Here is a 21,347-nt window from a genome sequence, read left to right on the forward strand (position 1 = left end):
AATTGACATTTGGCACGCATTTCGAGTTAAATTAGCGCACTTTTTAAAAAGTAGATGCAAGGAGAAGTCCTTATGGCTGATCGTAAAGCCACTTTACAGATCGATGGACAGTCAATTGAGTTACCCGTTTTATCCCCTTCTGCTGGTAAGGATGTCGTAGATGTCCGCAGCTTAGGCAAACACGGATATTTCACCTTTGACCCAGGGTTTTTAGCAACCGGCTCATGTGAGTCTAAGATCACATATATTGATGGTGAAAACGGTGTCTTATTGCACCGCGGTTACCCTATTGGCGATCTCGCCACCCAAGCGGATTATCTAGAAGTCTGCTACATGTTGCTTCACGGCGAAGCACCTGATGAAAAGCAATACCAAGATTTCCGTAAAACCATCACCAAACACACGATGGTTCATCAGGGCTTGCACAATTTCTTTAATGGTTTCCGTCGCGACGCGCATCCAATGGCAATGCTATGTGCTGTTACGGGCGCTTTGTCTTCGTTCTACCACGATGATTTGGACATTCATGATCCAGATCAACGCTTACGTAGCGCCTACCGCTTGATTGCGAAAATTCCGACAATCGCAGCGATGGCTTACAAGTTCAGCATCGGTCAACCGTTCGTTTATCCGCGTAACGACTTAGGCTATGCGGAAAACTTCCTGAACATGATGTTTTCTGTACCTGCAGAGGATTATGAAATTAGTCCTGCTGTTGCAAAAGCAATGGACCGTATCTTTATCCTTCACGCCGACCACGAACAAAACGCTTCAACGTCGACTGTTCGTTTAGCGGGCTCTTCAGGTGCTAATCCATACGCATGTATCGCGTCAGGTGTTGCATCGCTATGGGGTCCTGCACACGGTGGTGCCAACGAAGCATGTTTGCGTATGTTGGCTGAAATTGGTTCAGTAGAAAACATTCCTAAGTACATCGAAAAAGCAAAAGACAAGAACGACCCGTTCCGCCTTATGGGCTTTGGTCACCGTGTTTATAAGAACATGGACCCACGTGCGACGGTCATGCGTGAGTCATGCCACGAAGTACTGAAAGAATTGAAACGTGACGATCCATTGTTGGATGTTGCTATGGAACTTGAGCGCATCGCGCTTGAAGACGACTACTTTGTAGAGAAGAAGTTGTTCCCGAACGTCGATTTCTACTCAGGTATCGTACTTAAAGCGATTGGTATTCCAACCAACATGTTTACCGTAATCTTTGCGTTATCGCGTACGGTCGGTTGGGTATCACACTGGCACGAAATGATGAGCGAAGAGAGCCAAAAAATTGGCCGTCCTCGCCAATTATACACAGGCCACACGCAGCGCGACTTCAAACCAATCAAGAAGTAAGTGGTATCGTAAGTGACCTGCAAAGACATACAGAGCGCCCCGAGGGGCGCTTTTTTTGTGCTCGATGACAGGATAAAGGCGCCTCTAATTCCCCATCACTGTACCGGTTTGAGCGATTGCCACAATCGATTTTATTAAGAGTACATACGATTAAATCCCACGGTTTACGTGCAACCACAGGGTAATTTCATTATAATACAGCGCAATTTTGTCTATTGCGCCGCTAATGGCACTTACAACATATAGAGAGGCTTATGCAGCAAGTAGTTACGTACAGCAACCCGTAATTACTCCGCGTCGCTTCAAAGTTTACCAACATCGTCAGTTGGATAAGATTGAAGCACTTAAACGCGTACCCGATGATATTCGATTCGAAATGAAAGTGGTCGCGAACGTATTACCGTTCCGAGTCAACGAGTATGTTTTTAATGAGCTCATCGACTGGGAAAACGTACCTAACGATCCGCTGTTTCAGCTCACCTTTCCACAAAAGGATATGCTCGATCCCAGTGCATTCCAACGTATGGCTGATTTGATGTCAGGCAAGCATACGACCAATGAAGTCTTTGACCTCGCTACTCAGTTGCGCCAAGAGATGAATCCGCACCCAGCCGGGCAAATGCAGATGAACGTACCTCACGTCGATGGCGAACCATTGCCAGGCATGCAGCACAAGTATCGCGAAACGGTTTTATTTTTCCCTGCTCAAGGTCAGTACTGCCATAGCTATTGCACCTTTTGTTTCCGCTGGGCTCAGTTCGTCGGTAAAGCGACACGCTTCAACTCCAATGATGCCGATCAACTACATCGCTATCTGGCACAGCATAAAGAAGTGACTGACTTACTCGTTACAGGCGGTGACCCAATGGTCATGCGTACACGTAAGTTGAAGCATTATTTAGAGGGGCTACTGCAGCCTGAATTCGACCATATTAAAACGATCCGTATTGGCACCAAAGCGCTAACATTTTGGCCGTACCGCTTCATTACGGACCCCGACGCTGATGAATTAATGCGTTTGCTTGAGAAGCTTGTGCGTGGGGGGAAACATGTCTCCATTATGGCGCATTTGAACCATCACAACGAATTACGCACCGAAGTCTGCGAAGAAGCAATTCGTCGTTTACGTGCCACAGGCGCACAGATACGCTGTCAGGCGCCTTTATTGCGCCACATTAATGACGACCCTAAAGTATGGGCGGATATGTGGGAGCGCGAAGTTCAGCTCGGCATGATCCCCTATTATATGTTTGTCGAGCGTGACACGGGTGCTAAACGTTACTTTGAAGTACCGCTCGAGCGTACATGGGAAGTATTCCAACAAGCTTATCAACAAGTATCGGGTATTGCGCGCACAGTTCGAGGTCCATCGATGAGTGCAGGTCCTGGTAAAGTTGAGGTACAAGGTGTGACTGAAGTGGCAGGCGAAAAAGTCTTCGCGTTACGCTTCATTCAAGGCCGTAATCCAGACTGGGTACAGCGTCCATTCTTTGCTAAATATGACCCAGACGCAACTTGGTTACATCAATTGAAACCGGCCTTTGGTGAGGACAAGTTCTTTTTCGAAGATGAGTATGCGCAGATGGCAGCGATGGACTAACCATCGCTGCTGCGCGCTTTATTTTATACGCTGGCGGGCTTGTTCTAAGTCCTCTGGCGTATCAATCCCTGCGGCTGGGGGCATAATGGCCTCAGCAACATGAATTTTCTCGCCATGCCACAGCACGCGTAATTGCTCTAACGATTCAATCCGCTCAAGCGGACTCTCATTCCAAGCTACATAGCGTTTAATAAAGTCCGCACGATAGGCATAAATGCCGATATGCCGCATGTAACCATCGACCTGTTCAGGCTGCTGATCGTTCAATGACTTAAATTGTTCACGGTTATAAGGAATAGGCGCTCGACTGAAGTAAAGCGCGTATCCTGCCGAGTCACATACCACCTTTACTGCATTCGGGTTGAACACTTCATCGGAGGTCGCCATCGGCACTGCTAATGTCGCCATCGGTGCAACACGTTGATTCGCCAAGTTATCAGCCACCTGCCGGATAATTTCAGGCGGAATAAAAGGCTCATCACCTTGTACGTTAACCACGACTTGATCTTCGGACAAAGCCAACTGCTCTACGACCTCAGCCAGCCGTTCTGTACCCGATTGATGTTCGCTCGAGGTCAGCATACTGCGTCCACCAAAACGTTCCACTTCGTCAGCAATACGCTGGTCATCTGTAGCAATAATCACTTCAGCCGCACCACTTTGCAAAGCGCGCTCGTAAACATGTTGAATCATCGGCTTGCCGCCAATATCGGCTAGAGGTTTACCTGGTAAACGGCTCGATGGGTAACGCGCAGGAATAATTACAGTAAAACTCATAAAGGTACCTGCTCCATCTCATCCGAACTCAACGTTTTAGCCTTTTCGCTCATAAGCACAGGGATGCCCTCTTCCAGCTCAAATGCTAATTGTTCGCCTCGACAAACGAGCCACTGCTTGGCCTCATGCCACACTAACTTGCCTTTACAGCTAGGGCAGGCAATTATGTTCAGTAAACCTTTATCAAAACTCACGGTTAAACCTCATTTATGAATATGCCGAATTGCCTCAAGCAAATCAGCCTTAAATTTATCAGGAAATTGTGCAGATATCGGTTGATAGTACCAATTATCTGTCGCCATGCCACGACACTTCGCGGCATCTTTCTGAGTCATCAGTAGCGTTTTATCTTTGAACACCTGCAAGTCGTCGGCTGTAAACCGGTAATGATCAGGAAACGCTTGCGTACTGGCAAGCTCGATGCCTTGATGACGTAAACTAGTAAAAAACCGCTCTGGATTACCAATGCCGGCCAACGCGTAAAATGCGCCATGTTCTGGCAGCTCAACCACTTCGTCATCAATGACACGTCGCCAAGCCTGTGCTTTCACCTCGCCCACATAGTGAGCAAACGGGTGTTGAGCATAGAGTGACAATACCCAACGCGCTCCACGCAAACGCCAAGGTCCTTCTCTCAATGGACCTGTTGGTAACAGCCAACCATTACCTAGACCTCGCTCAGCATCGACCAAAATTACTTCTAAGTCACGACCCAGCGCATAGTGTTGCATACCATCATCGCTAATAACGAAATCAATGTTCGGATGTTCGGCTAAAAGGTGTTTAGTCGCGTCGGCGCGGTTGGGGCTAATAACCACAGGTACACCGGTAATCTGACGTAACATCAGCGGTTCATCGCCCGCTAACTCAGCAGTATCGTCGACCGCCACATGATGCGGACTTTGAGCTTTAGCACCGTAACCTCGACTCACAATGCCCGGTGTGTAGCCCTCAGATTTAAGCATATCAACTAAAGCCACGACCGTTGGTGTTTTGCCGGTACCGCCCACACTAATGTTGCCGACCACAAGCACGGGTACAGGCGCCTTAAATGACCGTATCAACCCCATACGATAAAACGAACGTCGCAAATTGGTCAGCAGCCAAAACAGCAGCGACAATGGCGTAAGAAGATACAATAACGGGTGTAAGCGTTTGCGATACCATTGTCGCTCGAGCCACATCTAATTAACTCCACTAAATTGCAGGTTATGTAGCTGGTAATAAGGTCCCTCGTTCGCTAATAACGACTGATGATCCCCACGCTCGACAATATGCCCGTTATCCATGACTAATATTTCATCGGCATTCTCAATCGTGGATAAACGATGTGCTATTACAATTGAAGTTCGATTGGTACGTAACACGCCCAATGCTTTTTGAATATGACGCTCAGACTCTGTATCAAGCGCTGACGTCGCCTCATCGAGTATCAAAATAGGTGCATCCTGCAGTAACGCACGCGCGATAGCGATACGTTGGCGTTGTCCACCTGATAGCATGACGCCGTTTTCGCCCACCATGGTGTCTAAGCCGTGACTCATATTGTCGGTAAACTCGGTGACGTAAGCTTGCTCTGCGGCCTTAATAATATCTTCTCGCGAAACATTCTTTGATGTTCCGTAGGCAATATTATTGGCAATAGTATCGTTAAAGAGTGTGACATGCTGCGACACTAACGCAATCTGACGACGTAAACATTTTAAACGGTAATCTTGTATGTTCCGCCCATCAATCGTCACCTCGCCGTTAGTTACGTCATAAAAGCGAGTTAATAGATTTGAAATCGTTGATTTGCCGCTCCCCGAGCGCCCTACTAAAGCGAGAGTCTTACCTTCTCCCACCGCAAAGCTGATATCGTCCAAAGCGGGGTCTTCGTGTTCATTATAGCGAAACGTCACATGATTAAACTCAATATCACCTTTAACTCGTTCCACCATATGTGTGCCCTTGTCAACTTCAATGGGCTGGTCGAGAATCTCGAATACACTTGAGGCGGCCGCTAAGCCGCGCTGAAAATCACTATTCACGTTACTCAACTGTTTCAATGGTCGCAGCAACATAATCATTGATGTCAATAACGTGGTAAACGCACCCGCCGATAAGTTTTCCAACATCTCGGGAAAACTGGCAATAACGAGGACCATCGCCAAGCTCAACGACGCAATAAACTGGATCACCGATGTGCTGATCGCGCGCGTGCTCACCAGTTTCATGTTTTGGTTGCGAGTGATGTTGTTGATTTCGCCAAAGCGTTTTGACTCGAGCTTTTGACCTTCATGCATGACCACAACTTTGTGCCCGTTGATCATTTGTTCGGCAGTGGTCGTGACGTTCCCCATCGCAGTCTGAATACGCCCACTGACAACACGAAAACGTTTCGATACAACTCCGACAAATTTAGCAATGACGGGCCCAATCACCAAGAAAACCAAGCTAAGCTGCCAGCTCTGATAAAACATCAAACACAACAAACCGACTACAAATCCGCCATCACGGATTAAGATCAGTAAAGCACGACTGCTTGCTTCGGCCACCTGTTGGGTGTCGTAAGTGATTTTAGATATTAAGTCACCCGTAGAATGGTTGTCATGAAACGCCACCGGTAGCTTCATGAGGTGCTCAAACAGTTGCTGACGCATGCGTGTTACCACTTTAAAACCCACCCAGCTTAAGAAATAGGTAGAAATGAAGTTGAATAACCCGCGCACAATAAAAAACACCGGCACGAATACGGCCCCCCACAGCAAGACACTTGAGTCTTGTTGAGTCAAACCTTCGTCTATGAGTGTTTCAATTTGTGAGAAAAAGAGAGTATCGACGCCTGCGTAGCCCAACATACCGATGATAGCGACGATAAAGGCAGATTTGTAAGGCTTTATATAAGATGCGAGCCGCTTAAGTGAGCTCGTTTGTTCCTTGTTAGAATCCATGCAATGCCATTAGTTTCTGAAAATCCCAGCTATTTTATCTGCTTTATATCACGGTTGGCTAGTCGAACTGTAGGACTTTGCATTCGTTTTGTCGAATAACGCGGGTGTTTTTAAGCGCCACACACGGTCTTTGATAGCAATCGATAACTGCCCCCAATCTGCCGTCGTCGCCCATTCACTGCCGAAATCTAGCGCTCTTTGTTGAGTATACATATCGGGCATTCCATAGGCGTTGGAACGTCCGACACTGACTAAGGTCACGTCAGGCTGAGTCGCCTCAAGTAGCAACGACCCTAACGAAAAAGCACTGCCATGATGCGGTGCCACCAGTATTTCAACAGGCCCAACTAATTGCTCTTCAACCATCATACGCTCTTCGGCAAAACCGATGTCGCCCGTTATTAGCCAGTCAATGGCACCATAGCTAAATTGGTAAACACACGACGCCGCGTTACTATTTTTAACATCGACGCGGTTTGGCCACAGTACCTTCCAAGAAATACCGCGCCAGCGTCCGCGCTGCCCAACTTGACACGGCTGCTGAGTCATCGTGCCAAACCATTGCGCATTGGGTAGCCGCGTTTGTGCTAAACGCCAGTCGCCACTGTGATCTGAATCACTGTGAGTAATAGAAACCCGTTCTACCGTCAAGCCACGTTGCTTAAGAAAGGGTTCAATCACTGACTCAAAGTGACCACGTCCACGATAGAACCTTCGTCCCAAATCGATAAGCCAAGCCTTATGTTGCCGTTCAATGACCAGCGCCTGCGCTTGACCGACATCCAACACATGAAACATAACATCCGCTTTTTGCCCTCGTTCCAAGAAATAATAACCGCTTGCAATAGCCGCCAACACAGCACTTCCTATCGAGAAATACCGCGGTAGCCAATACGGCAACAGCAGCGCCAGCGCGAATAACCAAAAGATCGTGCCAGTGACTGTCGGTAATGTGCTCGAAAACCATACTAGCGGCACATCAGCAAGCGTTGTTAGTAATGGCTGAATCGCTATTAACGGCTGTTCGGCTAGCCACCAGAGATTCGCTGCAAAACTATCTGACCAACACATCGCTGCTATTGCGCCCAGAAGCGTTAAGGGAAGCACCCAGATAGCAATAATAGGCACAACGAATAGATTGGAAAACGGTGCAATCAATGACACGCCGTCAAACAACGCTAGCGATATCGGCCCCATCAGGGTTAAGAATAATAATTGCAGGTAGAAGGTCTGCCAGATACGTGTTACCCACGATGCAGATGGCTTATTTCGCCAACTCCACTGGCACAATAAAATGACGGTGACAGCTAAAATTGAAAACCAAAAACCAATATCGTGCCAACTACCCGGGTCGCTTACGACCAAGATAATCGCGGCATACCAAAGCCTTTTCCATGAGCGGGTCGTTAAACCGAGCCATCGCTGCCCCCAAAAAAGCAACAACATAAGCCATGCGCGTTGTGCTGAAATAGCAAAGCCAGCTAATGCGGTGTATATAAGTGCACCCAACAACGCAATAACTGCAGCGACTGGGTTCAAGACTAAACGCTCTCGGTTACGCAGTAAGAATCCACGGTGAGGAAACACCGATAGACACTGCCTAATCAATAAAAAAACAAGTCCCGCAACCAAACTGATATGTAACCCAGAAATCGCCATGAGATGTTGCAAACCATGACGTTGCCAAACCACGCGTTGCGCCTGCGGGATGTCACCTCTATAACCGATTGCTAACGCTTGCAGTAAGCCGCGAAACTCAAGATCAGCGTGTTGAAACGAATCGTAGATACGCCAACGGAGGGATGGCGCTACCTGATTTAGTTTCATAGCGCGCACGTAACCTTGCTTTGCGAGCTGCTTAGCCCACAGGTAACGCGCCGGCCGTTCACCTCCCTGATTCCAATATGTGGTTGGATTTTTTAAATTGATTTCGGCGCTATAACGCTGTCCAGGTGCTAATTGATACCTCTTCGAGTCGCCATACCAATATAATTGCACCCGGCATTGACAGTCCTCGACGAGGACGCGCCCCGCAAACGAGACTCGGGACAATTCGGCAACAAAGCGACTTCTCTCATCACCGTGGTAATCAACTTGCTCTATTTTTAAGTGAACCAACAACCACTCGCGGTCCGGCAGTTGGCTCTGTTGCTCAGCCAGGTTTGATACAAAATAAGTTCCTGACAGTATTCCTATAAGAAGTAAAATAAAATGGACAAGAAATCGTCGAAAGTGGGAACAAAACGGTACAAGGCAACTCACCACAACAATCACGAATGCGACTAGCCACGTTTCGATTAAGTGAGTAGAATACAGCGCCATTACTGTTCCGGCGAGCAAAGTTAACGAGCTGTATCCCATTCGGTGTTTCCAGTTCAGTCGCACAATTAGATGTAAACGGGAATTGCAATGGCAAGACGCATGATCAAAAAATGGATGCCGAATCATGAAAAAATTCGCCAAACACGCGCACTGAGGGTATTTGGTTCATTATTGCATGATGCTAACTTGTGGCACTTAAATCGCCGCTCTGCCTCAGGTGCGTTTGCGGTGGGGTTATTTTGTGCATTTATCCCGGTTCCGTTTCAAATGCTTCTAGCCGCAGCAGGCGCCATTATGTTTCGGGTCAACCTTCCGCTGTCAGTTGGCTTAGTCTGGGTATCTAACCCCATTACCATGCCACCCCTGTTTTATTTCTGCTACGAAGTTGGTCGCGTGGTCCTTTCTGCACCCGCGCATCCTTTTAATTTTGAATTAAGTTGGGACTGGCTTATCTATAGTATCGAGACCATCGGTCCCGCATTTTTACTCGGCTGTTTTATAATGGGCACGCTAACAAGTTTGGTGAGTTACATTACCATTCGTGTTATGTGGCGTGTATCCGTTGTGCGCGCCTGGGAGGCGCGCCAACATCGTGGTAAACAGCGCAATTAATGATGTTCATGTAATGCTTGCGCAGGTTCTATTTGTGTTGCTCGCCACGCAGGATAAAGTGTGGCAATCGCACTCATCGTAATTGCGACACAACACACCAGCACGACATCAATCCAACACCACACAGACGGTACTTCACTGACGAAGTATACGTCGTCGGATAAAACCTGAAAGTGTAATGCTTGCTCCAGTAGAAGAATGATTTGCGGTAACGCAGAGGCCAATGCAACGCCCCATAGGCTCCCCCAAAATGCACCTTTCAATCCACTCAACGTGCCTTGCCAAAAGAACGTAGCAACAATACGACGATTATCTAATCCCATTGTTTTCAACATTGCGATCTGCGGTCGCTTCTTTGTCACTGTCATGACTAATGTGGAAACAATATTAAAGCATGCAACCGCCATCACGAGTACGAGAACCAAGTAAATCACCGTGCGAACGAGCTCAATATCACGGTAAAGGTGTCCCTGCGTACGCATCCAGTGATCGACATACACCAACTCGGGTAACTGATTACCCACTGAATTCGCCACCTGAGGCGCTTGAAAAACGTCAGTTACTTTTAATTCTACCGTCGAGACACCGTGTTTAATTTCACCAATAACGCGAGCCGTATCAAGACTGACATAGCCCATTTGATGATCGAGTTCACCACCGAACTCAAATAGTCCGACGACTTTCAAACGGTGACGTTGCGGCGAGCGAAACTGTTGACTACTTTTATCGGCAACCAACAGTTCTAATGTATCACCCACCTCAACACCGTAAGTGTGCGCAATACCCTGACCCAACACGATGGTGTTGAGTTGATTGAGTTGCGCTCGCGCACCGTCAGTAAAAAACTCAGTGGCACTCGGATGAGGACCATTAGGTGCGATACCCTCTAACATGATTCCTTTGAACTGATCACCCGAACGAAGCATCGCAGTTTGTTTGATCACCGGATAAGCCTCAGCGACTCGGCTATCACGTTTGGCGATTTTGACGATACGTGCCCAGTTATCAAAGGTGCCTTCTACTTTGGTAAATGAAGCATGAGGAACCGCTTTAAGTAACTTCTGTTCTAACACGTTCTCAAAGCCATTCATCATTGACAGGCTCGCTATCAACACAGCACAACCGAGCACAATGCCCACCGTCGATGATGATGCAATAAAGGCGAATAAACCTGAACGACTGCGGCGTTCAGAAAAGCGTTGAGCTAATTTAAATGTAAGCATTAAATCGTATCCACAGCAGTTAAACAGCCATCATGGAGTCGATAAACCGAGCCTATCCGCTCAGCAAGCGCCATATCATGCGTAACAATAATAAATGCCGTACCAAATTCTTTATTCATTTCAAGAATCAACTCAAACACCGACTCTGCCGTTTGCCCATCCAAATTACCCGTTGGCTCATCCGCAACCACGAGTTTGGGCTTATTGGCGAATGCGCGAGCGATCGCCACTCGCTGACGTTCACCACCAGACAACTGCGCGGGACGGTGATGCATTCGTTCGGATAAACCCACTCGTTCAAGTAAAAGCTGCGCACGTTCAGTTGCAATGCTCTCAGTCTCACCCGAGATACGGAGCGGCATCGCAACATTCTCCAATGCGTCAAACTCTGGTAACAAGTGATGAAACTGATACACAAAGCCAATATTTTGGTTTCTAAGCTGAGCCTTTTGTGAGCCCGTTAACTGTGTAATTTCAGCATCCTCAAAATACACCTCACCGGATGATGGGACATCTAAGCCGGCCAATATATGAAGCAATGTACTTTTACCAGAACCTGAACTGCCAACTATTGCCATCACCTCGCCATGTTTAACTTCAAGGTTAACGTGCTTCAACACTGTTACCTGGTTATCACCATCTCGGAAAGTCTTGTTCACATTGTGGGCTGTGATCAAATCATTAGTCATATCTTAACGCCTCGGAAGGTTCAGTTTGTGCCGCTTTGGCTGCTGGGTAGAAAGCGGCAACAAGGGCGAGTATCAGTGCGAAAAAAGCGATGAAGCAGACCTGCGTCCACTCAAATTGAACGGGGAGCTGTTGTCCTAAACCGGCAACAAAATGCGTTCCCAGTGCTTGCAAAATAGGGTTAATAAACAGCGCCAAAAGGATACCTAGCAACAACCCTACCGAGGTACCCACAACCCCTATATAACAGCCCTGAATAAGAAATACTCGACGCACTTGAGCCTGAGTTAAGCCAATGGTTTGTAAAATTGCGATATCATGGCGTTTATCATCAATCACCATCGCCAACGCCGACAGTGTATTAAATGCGGCAACAGCAATGATCAGTGCGAGCATCAACCACATCATACGTTTTTCCATACCGACCGCATCAAACAGTTGACCATAACGTTGTCGCCAATCCGTCACGGACAATGTGCTATTCGAACGAATGATTGAAGCTACTTTCGGCGCATTGAAGGCATCATTGAGCTGGAGCTGAACTTGCTTTTGTGCTGCGCGGGGATCACGAATTAAACGGGCTACATCATCAATGTTTGCGACCGCTAAGTGCTTGTCTAAGTCAGATTGCATTGCAAAAATCCCCACCAGTCGAAAAGTTCGCTGTGAGGGGAGCATACCGAGTGGACTATAGACGGCCCCCTTCGATGAGACGATACGTACCTTATCACCAATCGCTAACTTCAGTTGATTTGCAAGCGTTTGACCTAAAATAATATTGTATTCACCCGTTGCAAGTCGACTCCACTGTCCCGCTATTAATGCCTGCTCGAGCGCTGTCGGAATCGTGCGATGAGCCGAATCACCGGTATCAAAACCTTGTAACGTCACGACGGCAAGATTACCCGGCACTTGCACAAGCGCTTCGGTAGACACATAAGGAGAAACCGACTGCAGCGCGCCTTTTGGTAGTTTTTCGGTTACATCATCAAGCTCAGCAAGCACATGATCACCGTAGAGCTGAACGTGGGGTACACCGCCTAGAATCCTTTGTTTAAGCTCATTCTCAAAGCCATTCATTACGGACATCACGACAACCAACGCCATCACTCCGACAGCGATTCCGCCTAATGCAAATCGTTGAATAAACCGAGTGAACGCCGAGTACGCTTTTGTTCGGCTATATCTCAACGCAATAGAAAGTGTAATTGACCGCAAACGACGCCCTTGAAATGATAGTTGCTTATTAGGAAAGCTCAAGGATAATGAGTTGTTAGCAGCCTGACAACTTTGCGAGACAAAAATGCAGCCAAATCAGTCTATTAATTTACGTCCTATTGGCGACTATTTTACTGTAGCTGATAGCTTACCTGTGCAACTGACGCCTGTAGCGGTGGACTCTGTTCCTTCTGAACAGGCACTTCAGTCAGAGATCCCGGAGCTTTTTAAGCTTTGCTCAGAGCTCGCTGGGAGTGATCAGTCGGCACTCCAGCGAGTGCGTTCAGAGAACCCGAACTCTCCTGCGCTCGTTGATGCCTTAGCACTCATCAACCAGAGAATGGGAATGATGCTCGGATATTTATTGAGTCAAACACACGGTAACGAGTATGCACTTACCGCTCATGAATTTGGTGGCGGTGGGTTTCGTGTCAATTCTGACACGAGATGGACTGTGGGCGATACTTTTCAGGCTAATTTAATATTTCGCGAGGAGTCGCTGGCTATCTATTGCTATGTCGAGTGCACTGAGTCTGAAACAATATCCGATGACAACTATCAAGCGACCTTCCAATTTGCTCAGATTAGGGAGCAGGACCATGAACACGTAATACGTCATAGCTTGCATAGCCAGACTCGTCACCTCAAAGCGCGAGCAGAGCAACGCAAACAGTCGAGCAAATCAGAAAACTCCGAGTGATAACATCCAAATTGCCGGTGATTTAAGTATAATGCAACACAGAATTGTAGTTAACATTAGGTTGTCATGACTAAAGTTTCGGTTTTTAATCCCCCTTACACAGACTCGCCTCAGAAAGACATCAGTTGGACCGATCTCAACGGAAGCTCACCTGCATTGGCGCTAGCAAAAGTCATAGATAGAACGCCTGGGCGGGTACTTGTCGTGACCGCCGATGCAAATCAAGCGCACCGGCTGGAACAGGAAGTTCGCTATTTCGCAGGTGAGCATACAGATTATCATGATGATATTACCGTTTTCCCAGACTGGGAAACGCTACCTTATGATACCTTTTCACCACATCAAGACATCATTTCCGAACGTCTGAGCGTGCTTGCCCGTCTCCCGCAAGCCCGACGTGGCGCGTTAATTGTTAGCTTAAACACGCTGTTACAACGTATTGCCCCAGTCGAGTTTGTGCAAAGTCAGTCGCTCAACCTCACCGTCAACCAACAACTTGATGCCCTTGCGTTGCGCGAGCAACTTGAGCGTAATGGCTATCGTGCAGTTGAGCAAGTCATGGAACACGGTGAGTTTAGTAGTCGTGGCTCAATATTAGACCTGTTTCCGATGGGCAGTACAACCCCCTATCGGATTGATTTCTTTGACAACGAAATTGATAGCATCCGTCCGTTTGATCCTGAAACACAACGCTCTTTGACACCGGTTGAATCCGTCAAACTCCTCCCGGCTCATGAGTTTCCGTTAACGAAGGCTGGTATAGAGCATTTCCGTTCAGCCTTTAGAGAGCGTTTTGAAATAAGTCATGAGCGCGAATCACTTTACCAGCAAGTAAGTAAAGGCCAAACGCCAGGTGGCATTGAGTACTACTTACCGTTGTTTTTTGAACAAACGGCGACATTATTTGATTACCTACCTAACGACGCATTGCTCGTTACCTTTGGCGATATTCAAGGCACTCTTGAGAAGCTCTGGATCGATATAAATCATCGTTATGAGCAACGACGCTACGATCAGCAGAAGCCGTTATTACATCCAAACGAAATATTCATGTTGGCGGAGCAGGTTCATAGCCGCTTTAAGCAAATGCGTCGCATTCGAGCCGCAATTCCAAGCGGTAAACCAACACCCGGTGCGGTGTCCTTCAATACTGCACCTGTGACAGACATCGCTGCGGAACATCAAAATAAGCAACCCTTTGCCAAGCTAAAGCAGTTGATCAGCACTGCGATAGATCAGGGGCAACGTTTGCTATTCGTCACCGAGTCCGCCGGACGAAAAGAAGCACTGCACGATATACTTGGGCGCATTGGTTACCCTGCACCGAGTGTTGTTCACTTCAGTGACTTTGAACAATCCAATGAACCGCTGGCACTCACAGTCGGCCCCATCATTAATTCGGTTCATTTAAAATCAGAAAATATCTATCTAATTACCGAAACCGAGTTGATGGGCAATCGTGTCTCACAACGACGTCGACGTGAACAAAAACCGACGCAAAGCTCCGACGCGCTCATTCGCAACTTAGCCGAACTCAAAATTGGACAACCTGTGGTTCACATAGACCACGGTGTGGGTCGCTATCAAGGCCTAACAACTCTTGACGCGGGCAACGTCACCACTGAATTTGTCACTATCGAATACGCTCAACAATCAAAGCTGTATGTACCCGTGGCAAGCCTGGATGTATTGAGTCGTTATAGCGGGGGGGAGGAGAACCATGCCCCACTGCATAAACTCGGAAACGACAGTTGGGAGAAAGCCAAAAAACGAGCGGCTGAGAAGATCCGCGATGTAGCGGCAGAATTACTTGATGTTTATGCAAAACGAGCGTCCAACGAAGGATATGGCTTTACCATTGATGCAGACGACTACCAACGTTTTGCGGATAGTTTTCCATTTGAAGAAACGACCGACCAACTGAACGCAATTAATGCGGTAGTGCAAGATATGGCGGCGCCCCACCCGATGGACCGTCTGGTTTGTGGCGATGTAGGCTTTGGTAAAACGGAAGTCGCGATGCGTGCCGCTTTTATTGCTGTAAACGACAGTCGTCAGGTGATGGTTTTGGTGCCTACAACCTTGTTAGCTCAACAACATTACGACAACTTTAAAGACCGATTTGCCGACTGGCCCGTGCGTATCGAAGTGCTATCACGCTTTAAGACCGCTAAGCAGTCAAAGCAAATTATTGCCGATACTGAAAGCGGTCAAGTCGATATTTTGATTGGTACTCATAAGCTATTACAGGGCGACATCAACGCGAAAGCGCTTGGTTTATTGATCGTCGATGAAGAGCACCGCTTTGGTGTTCGTCAGAAGGAAGCGATAAAAAGATTACGTGCTAACGTCGATATATTAACATTAACTGCCACGCCGATTCCCCGCACACTGAATATGGCGATGAACAACATTCGTGATTTATCCATCATCGCAACCCCTCCGGCGCGGCGTTTAGCAGTTAAGACCTTTGTTAGAGAACACGACAATGCCACTATTCGCGAAGCAATCTTACGGGAAACGTTGCGGGGCGGACAGGTATACTTTCTACACAACAATGTAGACACCATTGAAAAAACGGCAAGAGAAATAGAAGCGCTTGTTCCCGAGGCAAGCGTCACAGTTGCTCATGGACAAATGCGGGAGCGTGAACTTGAACGCATCATGAGCGACTTTTATCATCAACGTTTTAATGTGTTGGTTTGTACGACCATCATAGAAACCGGCATCGACGTGCCGTCGGCTAATACCATTATCATTGATCGCGCAGACCATCTTGGTCTAGCTCAGTTACATCAGCTAAGGGGACGTGTGGGGCGCTCTCACCACCAAGCGTATGCCTATTTATTAACGCCTCACCCAAAACGAATGACAAAAGACGCCCTAAAACGGCTTGAGGCTATCGCACAACTAGAAGATCTAGGTGCCGGATTCATGCTTGCGACACACGATCTCGAAATTCGTGGTGCGGGCGAATTACTGGGTGATGACCAAAGCGGTCAAATAGAGAGTATTGGCTTTACACTCTACACTGATATGTTAGAGCAAGCTGTAGAATCTCTTAAGAATGGTCAGGAACCAACGCTTGAGGGGTTAACCCGAAACCGAGCAGAAATTGATTTGCGTATTCCTGCTTTGTTACCTGATGACTATATTGCCGATGTTAATATTCGCTTGAACATTTATAAGCGTATTGCTGGTTGCAATAATGATGAACAACTCGAGGATATTCAGGTTGAGCTTATCGATCGGTTTGGCTTGTTACCCCAAGCTAGCAAAAACTTAATCGCACAAACACGCATACGCAACCACTCAGAAGCGTTAGGAATACGTAAAATTGATATGGGTAATCAAGGCGGTACGATAGAGTTTGGTGAAACAACTAAGGTGAAGCCGGAGACCATTATCGGACTCATCCAAAAATGTCCGAATCATTATCGCCTCGAGGGACCGACGAAACTCAGAGTCACTCAGTCGATTGAGGATACTCAAAGCCGCTTAGAACTGATACAGTCGCTTTTAGATGAGCTTGCTAGTGATAAATAGATCTGAGGAAAACAACATGAAGTGTAAGGGGCTAGTTTTTGGGTTACTGACGCTGAGCAGTCTATTCGCTTTACCCAAAGCACAAGCCAAGCAGGACCCTGAATACTGGCGCTGGTTTGAAGTTGAAGTGTTGCTATTCAAACACACAGTTGAGCAAGATATCAGTGAACAGTTTCCGCTTCATCTTGAACCAATTGATACTTCCAATGCAAACGACTTGATTGCACAAGTGGTCAATGCAAATCACCACAACTTGCGAGCCAATTTACCACTTTGTGAACTTGCAGAGCACAACTGGCAATGGAATGCCCTGCCCTGTAGTTATGAGGACGAACGTCTTAGCATCGAAATAAATGGTAGTCCTTTCAACCGTCCGAGCAAACTCTCACAGCTCGTCAAACTTCCTGTTCATTTTTTTGGGCCTGAAAAAGATATCAAAGATGCCCGCAGTCCTTTTTTAGTCCCTAAAAGCCACTGGGTGCTGAATGAAACCGAGCAAACGCTGGAGCAGCGCGGCTTAGCACAGCCCTTGCTGCACCTAGCTTGGCGACAACCTGTGTTTGGTCGTGATGATGGTTACAAGTTTCATCTTTACGGCGGTAAAAACTTTGCTGATCGATATCAGTTTAACGGCTTTATGAAACCTCAAGATTCAGTCAAGTTCGCTCCTAGCACCGTTCGTAACGAACTTGACCCGCTCTCTCAACGGATGCAGAACATAGAGCAATTATTCGACATTCTCGCAAAGGGGCAACACCGTTTTGGTGCAAATGAGGACGGACAGTCCCTCGCACCGTTGCAAACTGAACCCAATAGTAAGCCGGTGTGGGAACTCGATGGCACACTTCATATCTTTCTAGTGGGCAATTATTTACATATCAAAGGCGATTTTAATCTTCGTGAGGAAGTTTTCATCGCTCCGCCGAATGGCGATCTTGCCGCACAAGCGTCAACATTGCTGACCTCAACGCAGGATAAAACTGAGGAAGAGCGATTTTTGCGTAGCTACCGCTTTGACCAGTTACGTCGGGTGATTAGTCACGAAACACACTACTTTGATCACCCCAAATTGGGTATGATTGTACAAATACGTCGTACCGATTTATCTGCGCGACGCTATTAGACCACCGGTTTCAACTTTTAGGAGCGACAATGGAAAAGTATGAAGAGCTTTTACTCGCGTTACGTAAAGTCATTCGAGCCATTGATCTGCACTCCAAACAACTCAACAAATACTCGGGATTAACCGCGCCACAGTTACTCATTCTACGTGAAATTGTTGCTCGGGATGGTATTACCGCAAGTGAAGTCGCGCAAAATATCACGTTAAGCCCGGCAACGGTCTCAAATGTTATTGAGCGAATGGAGCATCGCGGTTTAATCTATCGTCGACGTAGCAACACCGATAAACGTCGAGTGTTGATGTACATTACCGAGCAAGGTCAATCGCTACTGGCTCAAGCGCCACAACCCTTACAGGAAGACTTTATTGAGAGGTTTCAAGCACTTGATGAGTGGGAGCAATCCTTGCTGCTATCATCAATGCAACGAATTGCGACCATGATGGATGCTGAGCGGCTTGACGCAGCCCCCGTCTTGGAAGTAGGTAGTTATCACAAAATGGACAAGCATTCATGAATAAACTTTTTATCGCCATGGCTGTGCTACTCAATACCACAGCCGCCTATGCTCAAGACTGTGGTGAAAAGCAAGCCGATATTACCCCGATATCCACTATTCAAGGTGAGGAATGGCAGTCTCCTCTAGTTGGGCAGAACGTAACCACTTCGGGAACAGTCACAGGAAAATGGACGGCTAACGATCAGCTGGCTGGATTTTTCATACAAAGCACAGAGCCCGATAACAACCCGAGAACATCTGAAGGTTTATTTGTTAGCTCAACAACCCAACAACCTTTTTCAGAAGGCGATTTTGTGGTTGTTACAGGACAGGTGACAGAAGCCAACGAACAAACACGTCTCGTTGACGTGACTTCGCTTTCGGCATGCCCTCAAGCACGCCCGCTACCCGCGCCCGTTGAAGTTAAGTTGCCTTTTAAAAGTAATGAACAACGCGAGCAACTGGAAAATATGTTAGTTACATTAGTCGCCGAAAGTGGGCAAGAACTAACAATCTCCGGTCATTATCAATTACCACGTCATGGCTACTTTGACGTATCCAGTGGTCGTTTGTTTACCCCATCACAAATTGTTGAGCCAGGCGCTGACGCACGCGAGCAAATGCGCATCAACCAATTGAATCGTGTTCAAGTAGACGATAACAGTGATGTAGAACCCAACACACTTCCGTTTGAACAGCTGACGAGCTCAGCGCAAAACTCAATGCGCAGCGGAACAACGATGATGCCGATTGTTGGCATTCTTACAGAGTTTCGTGGTAGAGCACGCATTCAGCCTACGGAAGCCGTAGTCGCAAAACATATTAGCGAGCCAGAGACACCCAAGGCAAAGGATGAGTATCTACGAATCTCAAGCTTTAATGTGCTAAACCTGTTCAATGGCGATGGTGACAAAAATGGTTTCCCGACCGAACGCGGTGCGAAAAGCTTCGATGCGTATCAACGCCAACAAGCTAAAATTGTCTCAGCGCTGGTCGACATTGACGCCGATGTGTTTGGCTTAATGGAGGTTGAGAATGACGGTTACGGCTCCGACAGTGCAATTGTACAGCTCGTTAATCAGTTAAATGAGGCACAAGATAGCCCGTATGTTATCGCCGAGCCAAGAGCTCAACGATTAGGTGACGATCAAATTGCTGTCGGTCTCATTTACAATCGTAATCGCGTTAAACCGATTGGTCATGCGCATACAATAACTCAAGGTCCTTTCCGCTCAGGTAGCCGACCACCTTTAGCGCAAGTGTTGGAGGACAAGCAATCCGGGCAGCAATTTACCGTTATCGTAAACCACTTCAAGTCGAAAGGTGGATGCCCTGACAATGGACCTAACGCCAACCAAAATGATGGTCAATATTGCTGGAATCAGCAACGCCTTGACTCAGCCGCGGCGCTAATCGAGTGGGTCAAGCAAAATGCATTCCCAGCACCTGTGCTATTAGGGGACTTCAACGCCTACTACAAAGAAGACCCGGTACAGTACATAGCGAACCATGGTTTTAGTAACGTCTCGCGCGCCGACGAATACTCTTATGTATTTGATAGTCAAGCCGGTGCGCTAGACCACGTGTTTATTGATCAGGGTTTGACCGACAGCGTTAAAAATGTCCAACATATTCATTATAATAGTGATGAACCCACGGTATTTAGCTACCAAGATACCGAGTACTTCAAGGTGGGACCCTATCGCTCATCGGATCACGATCCAGTGTTTATCGATGTTGAGTTCTAATGCTGTTTGTTACCAAACCTGAGCTCAAACTCAACACCTAGCATCCAGTGGCCTCGACGGGTTTCATAACGTTCCTCTCGAGGCCAATGGTGCCCCACCCATGTCTCCATCAACAGCCACGACTTGTATATTCGGCGCCTATCAAGTACCCGAATACCATAATCCGTTACCGTAACAGGAGCTTCGTTTTCTCCTTCGGACCAAATTTCTGTTGCATAGGCATGATCATTACCTGTTAAAAAATAGACCGTTGCCGATGAGCCCCACCGCACACCCTGCGTCTCTTGAGCAAAGGTCCCGATCGCGGACCATTTAGTGACAACATGTGTTGTTAATTGAGTTTCGGTATCGATACGTTGTGCAACACCAAAACCATCACTATCGCGCCAAAATACTGAGGATTCCCAGCGCATTAAACTGATATCTGACAAAATGCTATCAACCCGATAGCGAGCACGCGCATAGGTATCAAGCTTAATACCGCCCCGCACCCCAACACTGTAGGTCAACCGGTGTGCTTCGTTTACTTGACGGCTAAAACCTAGCCCAATAAGCCACTCATCATCTGTATTTGGAGAGTTGATCACTGAAGGCTTACCCACGTCCTGCTGGTCTAAAAACTCACCCTCGTCGACTTGGCCTAGAAAAGCCGAGAAATCTTTTTTTGCGTGTGGCAGCTGAAATCGGGCACGAAATCGTGAATCGACTTCAAACTTATGGTAACCCGACCACTGCGGCGCGACTGTTAAGCGTCCATAAGTTTCATGTTCACCACTGTTCATGCCTCGGTCAGCAAAAAAACTGTCAACCCAGCGAGCGCTGGACTCAACGGAGGTCTCTAAACCATATCTAAACTGCTCAAGCCAACCATCTGAGGTATTTTCTTGAGACACCGAACTCGAGTCATTCGCATCTGATTGCGCCTGTGCAAGGGAAGGTGCTGTCCATAGCACGAGCATAAAAATTCCACTCACATAAATCTTTTTCATCCCAACTGACCTATATTGT

17 protein-coding genes are annotated in these 21,347 nt (G+C 47.3%); 8 read left to right on the plus strand and 9 right to left on the minus strand.

The window, feature by feature from the left end; all coding sequences use genetic code 11:
• The first annotated feature begins 72 nt into the window (after nucleotides 1–72).
• Nucleotides 73–1,353 (plus strand): citrate synthase, encoded by a 1,281-nt coding sequence (gene gltA, locus OS145_RS06765; RefSeq protein ID WP_006955524.1) that lies wholly within the window; start codon nucleotides 73–75, stop codon nucleotides 1,351–1,353.
• A gap of 226 nt (nucleotides 1,354–1,579) precedes the next feature.
• Nucleotides 1,580–2,953, plus strand: coding sequence for a KamA family radical SAM protein (locus tag OS145_RS06770; protein ID WP_006955525.1), 1,374 nt, complete (start codon nucleotides 1,580–1,582; stop codon nucleotides 2,951–2,953).
• 18 nt (nucleotides 2,954–2,971) lie between these two features.
• Here OS145_RS06770 and kdsB read toward each other — a convergent pair whose 3' ends face one another.
• The 5 genes from kdsB to OS145_RS06795 are packed head-to-tail and all read right to left on the minus strand — an operon-like array spanning nucleotide 2,972 to nucleotide 8,985.
• Nucleotides 2,972–3,730: a 3-deoxy-manno-octulosonate cytidylyltransferase gene (kdsB, locus tag OS145_RS06775; RefSeq protein WP_006955526.1), complete on the minus strand. Its 759-nt coding sequence runs from the start codon at nucleotides 3,728–3,730 to the stop codon at nucleotides 2,972–2,974.
• Nucleotides 3,727–3,924, minus strand: a complete 198-nt coding sequence (locus tag OS145_RS06780; protein ID WP_006955527.1) for a Trm112 family protein — start codon at nucleotides 3,922–3,924, stop codon at nucleotides 3,727–3,729. The genes kdsB and OS145_RS06780 overlap by 4 nt, the downstream gene beginning before the upstream one ends.
• 9 nt (nucleotides 3,925–3,933) lie before the next feature.
• The gene (gene lpxK / locus OS145_RS06785) at nucleotides 3,934–4,914 is read right to left on the minus strand and encodes a tetraacyldisaccharide 4'-kinase (RefSeq protein ID WP_006955528.1); all 981 of its coding nucleotides are present in this window, start codon (nucleotides 4,912–4,914) and stop codon (nucleotides 3,934–3,936) included.
• Nucleotides 4,915–6,663 carry a lipid A export permease/ATP-binding protein MsbA gene (gene msbA / locus OS145_RS06790; protein WP_006955529.1) on the minus strand — a complete coding sequence of 583 codons (1,749 nt, stop codon included), beginning with the start codon at nucleotides 6,661–6,663 and terminating at the stop codon, nucleotides 4,915–4,917.
• A gap of 48 nt (nucleotides 6,664–6,711) precedes the next feature.
• Nucleotides 6,712–8,985, minus strand: a complete 2,274-nt coding sequence (locus tag OS145_RS06795) for a DNA internalization-related competence protein ComEC/Rec2 (RefSeq protein WP_040487875.1) — start codon at nucleotides 8,983–8,985, stop codon at nucleotides 6,712–6,714.
• 87 nt (nucleotides 8,986–9,072) lie between these two features.
• Between OS145_RS06795 and OS145_RS06800 the strand changes: the two genes are divergently transcribed.
• Nucleotides 9,073–9,597 (plus strand): DUF2062 domain-containing protein, encoded by a 525-nt coding sequence (locus tag OS145_RS06800; protein ID WP_040487877.1) that lies wholly within the window; start codon nucleotides 9,073–9,075, stop codon nucleotides 9,595–9,597.
• On the opposite strand, the gene OS145_RS06805 is transcribed toward OS145_RS06800, so the two are convergent.
• The 3 genes from OS145_RS06805 to OS145_RS06815 are packed head-to-tail and all read right to left on the minus strand — an operon-like array spanning nucleotide 9,594 to nucleotide 12,725.
• A complete protein-coding gene (locus OS145_RS06805; RefSeq protein ID WP_006955532.1) occupies nucleotides 9,594–10,820 on the minus strand; it encodes a lipoprotein-releasing ABC transporter permease subunit in 1,227 nt (408 codons plus the stop codon). The two genes, OS145_RS06800 and OS145_RS06805, sit on opposite strands and share 4 nt — an antisense overlap.
• On the minus strand, nucleotides 10,820–11,509 hold the full coding sequence (lolD, locus tag OS145_RS06810; RefSeq protein WP_006955533.1) for a lipoprotein-releasing ABC transporter ATP-binding protein LolD: 690 nt from the start codon (nucleotides 11,507–11,509) through the stop codon (nucleotides 10,820–10,822). The genes OS145_RS06805 and lolD overlap by 1 nt, the downstream gene beginning before the upstream one ends.
• On the minus strand, nucleotides 11,502–12,725 hold the full coding sequence (locus OS145_RS06815) for a lipoprotein-releasing ABC transporter permease subunit (RefSeq protein ID WP_040487925.1): 1,224 nt from the start codon (nucleotides 12,723–12,725) through the stop codon (nucleotides 11,502–11,504). The genes lolD and OS145_RS06815 overlap by 8 nt, the downstream gene beginning before the upstream one ends.
• Before the next feature lie 85 nt (nucleotides 12,726–12,810).
• Between OS145_RS06815 and OS145_RS06820 the strand changes: the two genes are divergently transcribed.
• The 5 genes from OS145_RS06820 to OS145_RS06840 all read left to right on the plus strand — a co-directional run bounded on the left by OS145_RS06820 (nucleotide 12,811) and on the right by OS145_RS06840 (nucleotide 20,339).
• Complete coding sequence (locus OS145_RS06820) at nucleotides 12,811–13,425, plus strand: hypothetical protein (RefSeq protein WP_006955535.1); 615 nt, start codon at nucleotides 12,811–12,813, stop codon at nucleotides 13,423–13,425.
• 66 nt (nucleotides 13,426–13,491) lie between these two features.
• Nucleotides 13,492–16,971: a transcription-repair coupling factor gene (mfd, locus tag OS145_RS06825; protein WP_006955536.1), complete on the plus strand. Its 3,480-nt coding sequence runs from the start codon at nucleotides 13,492–13,494 to the stop codon at nucleotides 16,969–16,971.
• Nucleotides 16,972–16,987: 16 nt separating this feature from the next.
• Nucleotides 16,988–18,094 carry a CsiV family protein gene (locus OS145_RS06830; protein WP_006955537.1) on the plus strand — a complete coding sequence of 369 codons (1,107 nt, stop codon included), beginning with the start codon at nucleotides 16,988–16,990 and terminating at the stop codon, nucleotides 18,092–18,094.
• 29 nt (nucleotides 18,095–18,123) lie between these two features.
• Nucleotides 18,124–18,609 carry a MarR family winged helix-turn-helix transcriptional regulator gene (locus tag OS145_RS06835; protein WP_006955538.1) on the plus strand — a complete coding sequence of 162 codons (486 nt, stop codon included), beginning with the start codon at nucleotides 18,124–18,126 and terminating at the stop codon, nucleotides 18,607–18,609.
• Nucleotides 18,606–20,339, plus strand: a complete 1,734-nt coding sequence (locus OS145_RS06840; protein ID WP_006955539.1) for an ExeM/NucH family extracellular endonuclease — start codon at nucleotides 18,606–18,608, stop codon at nucleotides 20,337–20,339. Before OS145_RS06835 ends, OS145_RS06840 begins: the two co-directional genes overlap by 4 nt.
• On the opposite strand, the gene OS145_RS06845 is transcribed toward OS145_RS06840, so the two are convergent.
• Nucleotides 20,336–21,328 carry a hypothetical protein gene (locus OS145_RS06845; protein WP_006955540.1) on the minus strand — a complete coding sequence of 331 codons (993 nt, stop codon included), beginning with the start codon at nucleotides 21,326–21,328 and terminating at the stop codon, nucleotides 20,336–20,338. The two genes, OS145_RS06840 and OS145_RS06845, sit on opposite strands and share 4 nt — an antisense overlap.
• Nucleotides 21,329–21,347 lie beyond the last annotated feature (19 nt).

This window comes from Idiomarina baltica OS145, assembly GCF_000152885.1.
Classification (GTDB): Bacteria; Pseudomonadota; Gammaproteobacteria; order Enterobacterales; family Alteromonadaceae; genus Idiomarina; species Idiomarina baltica.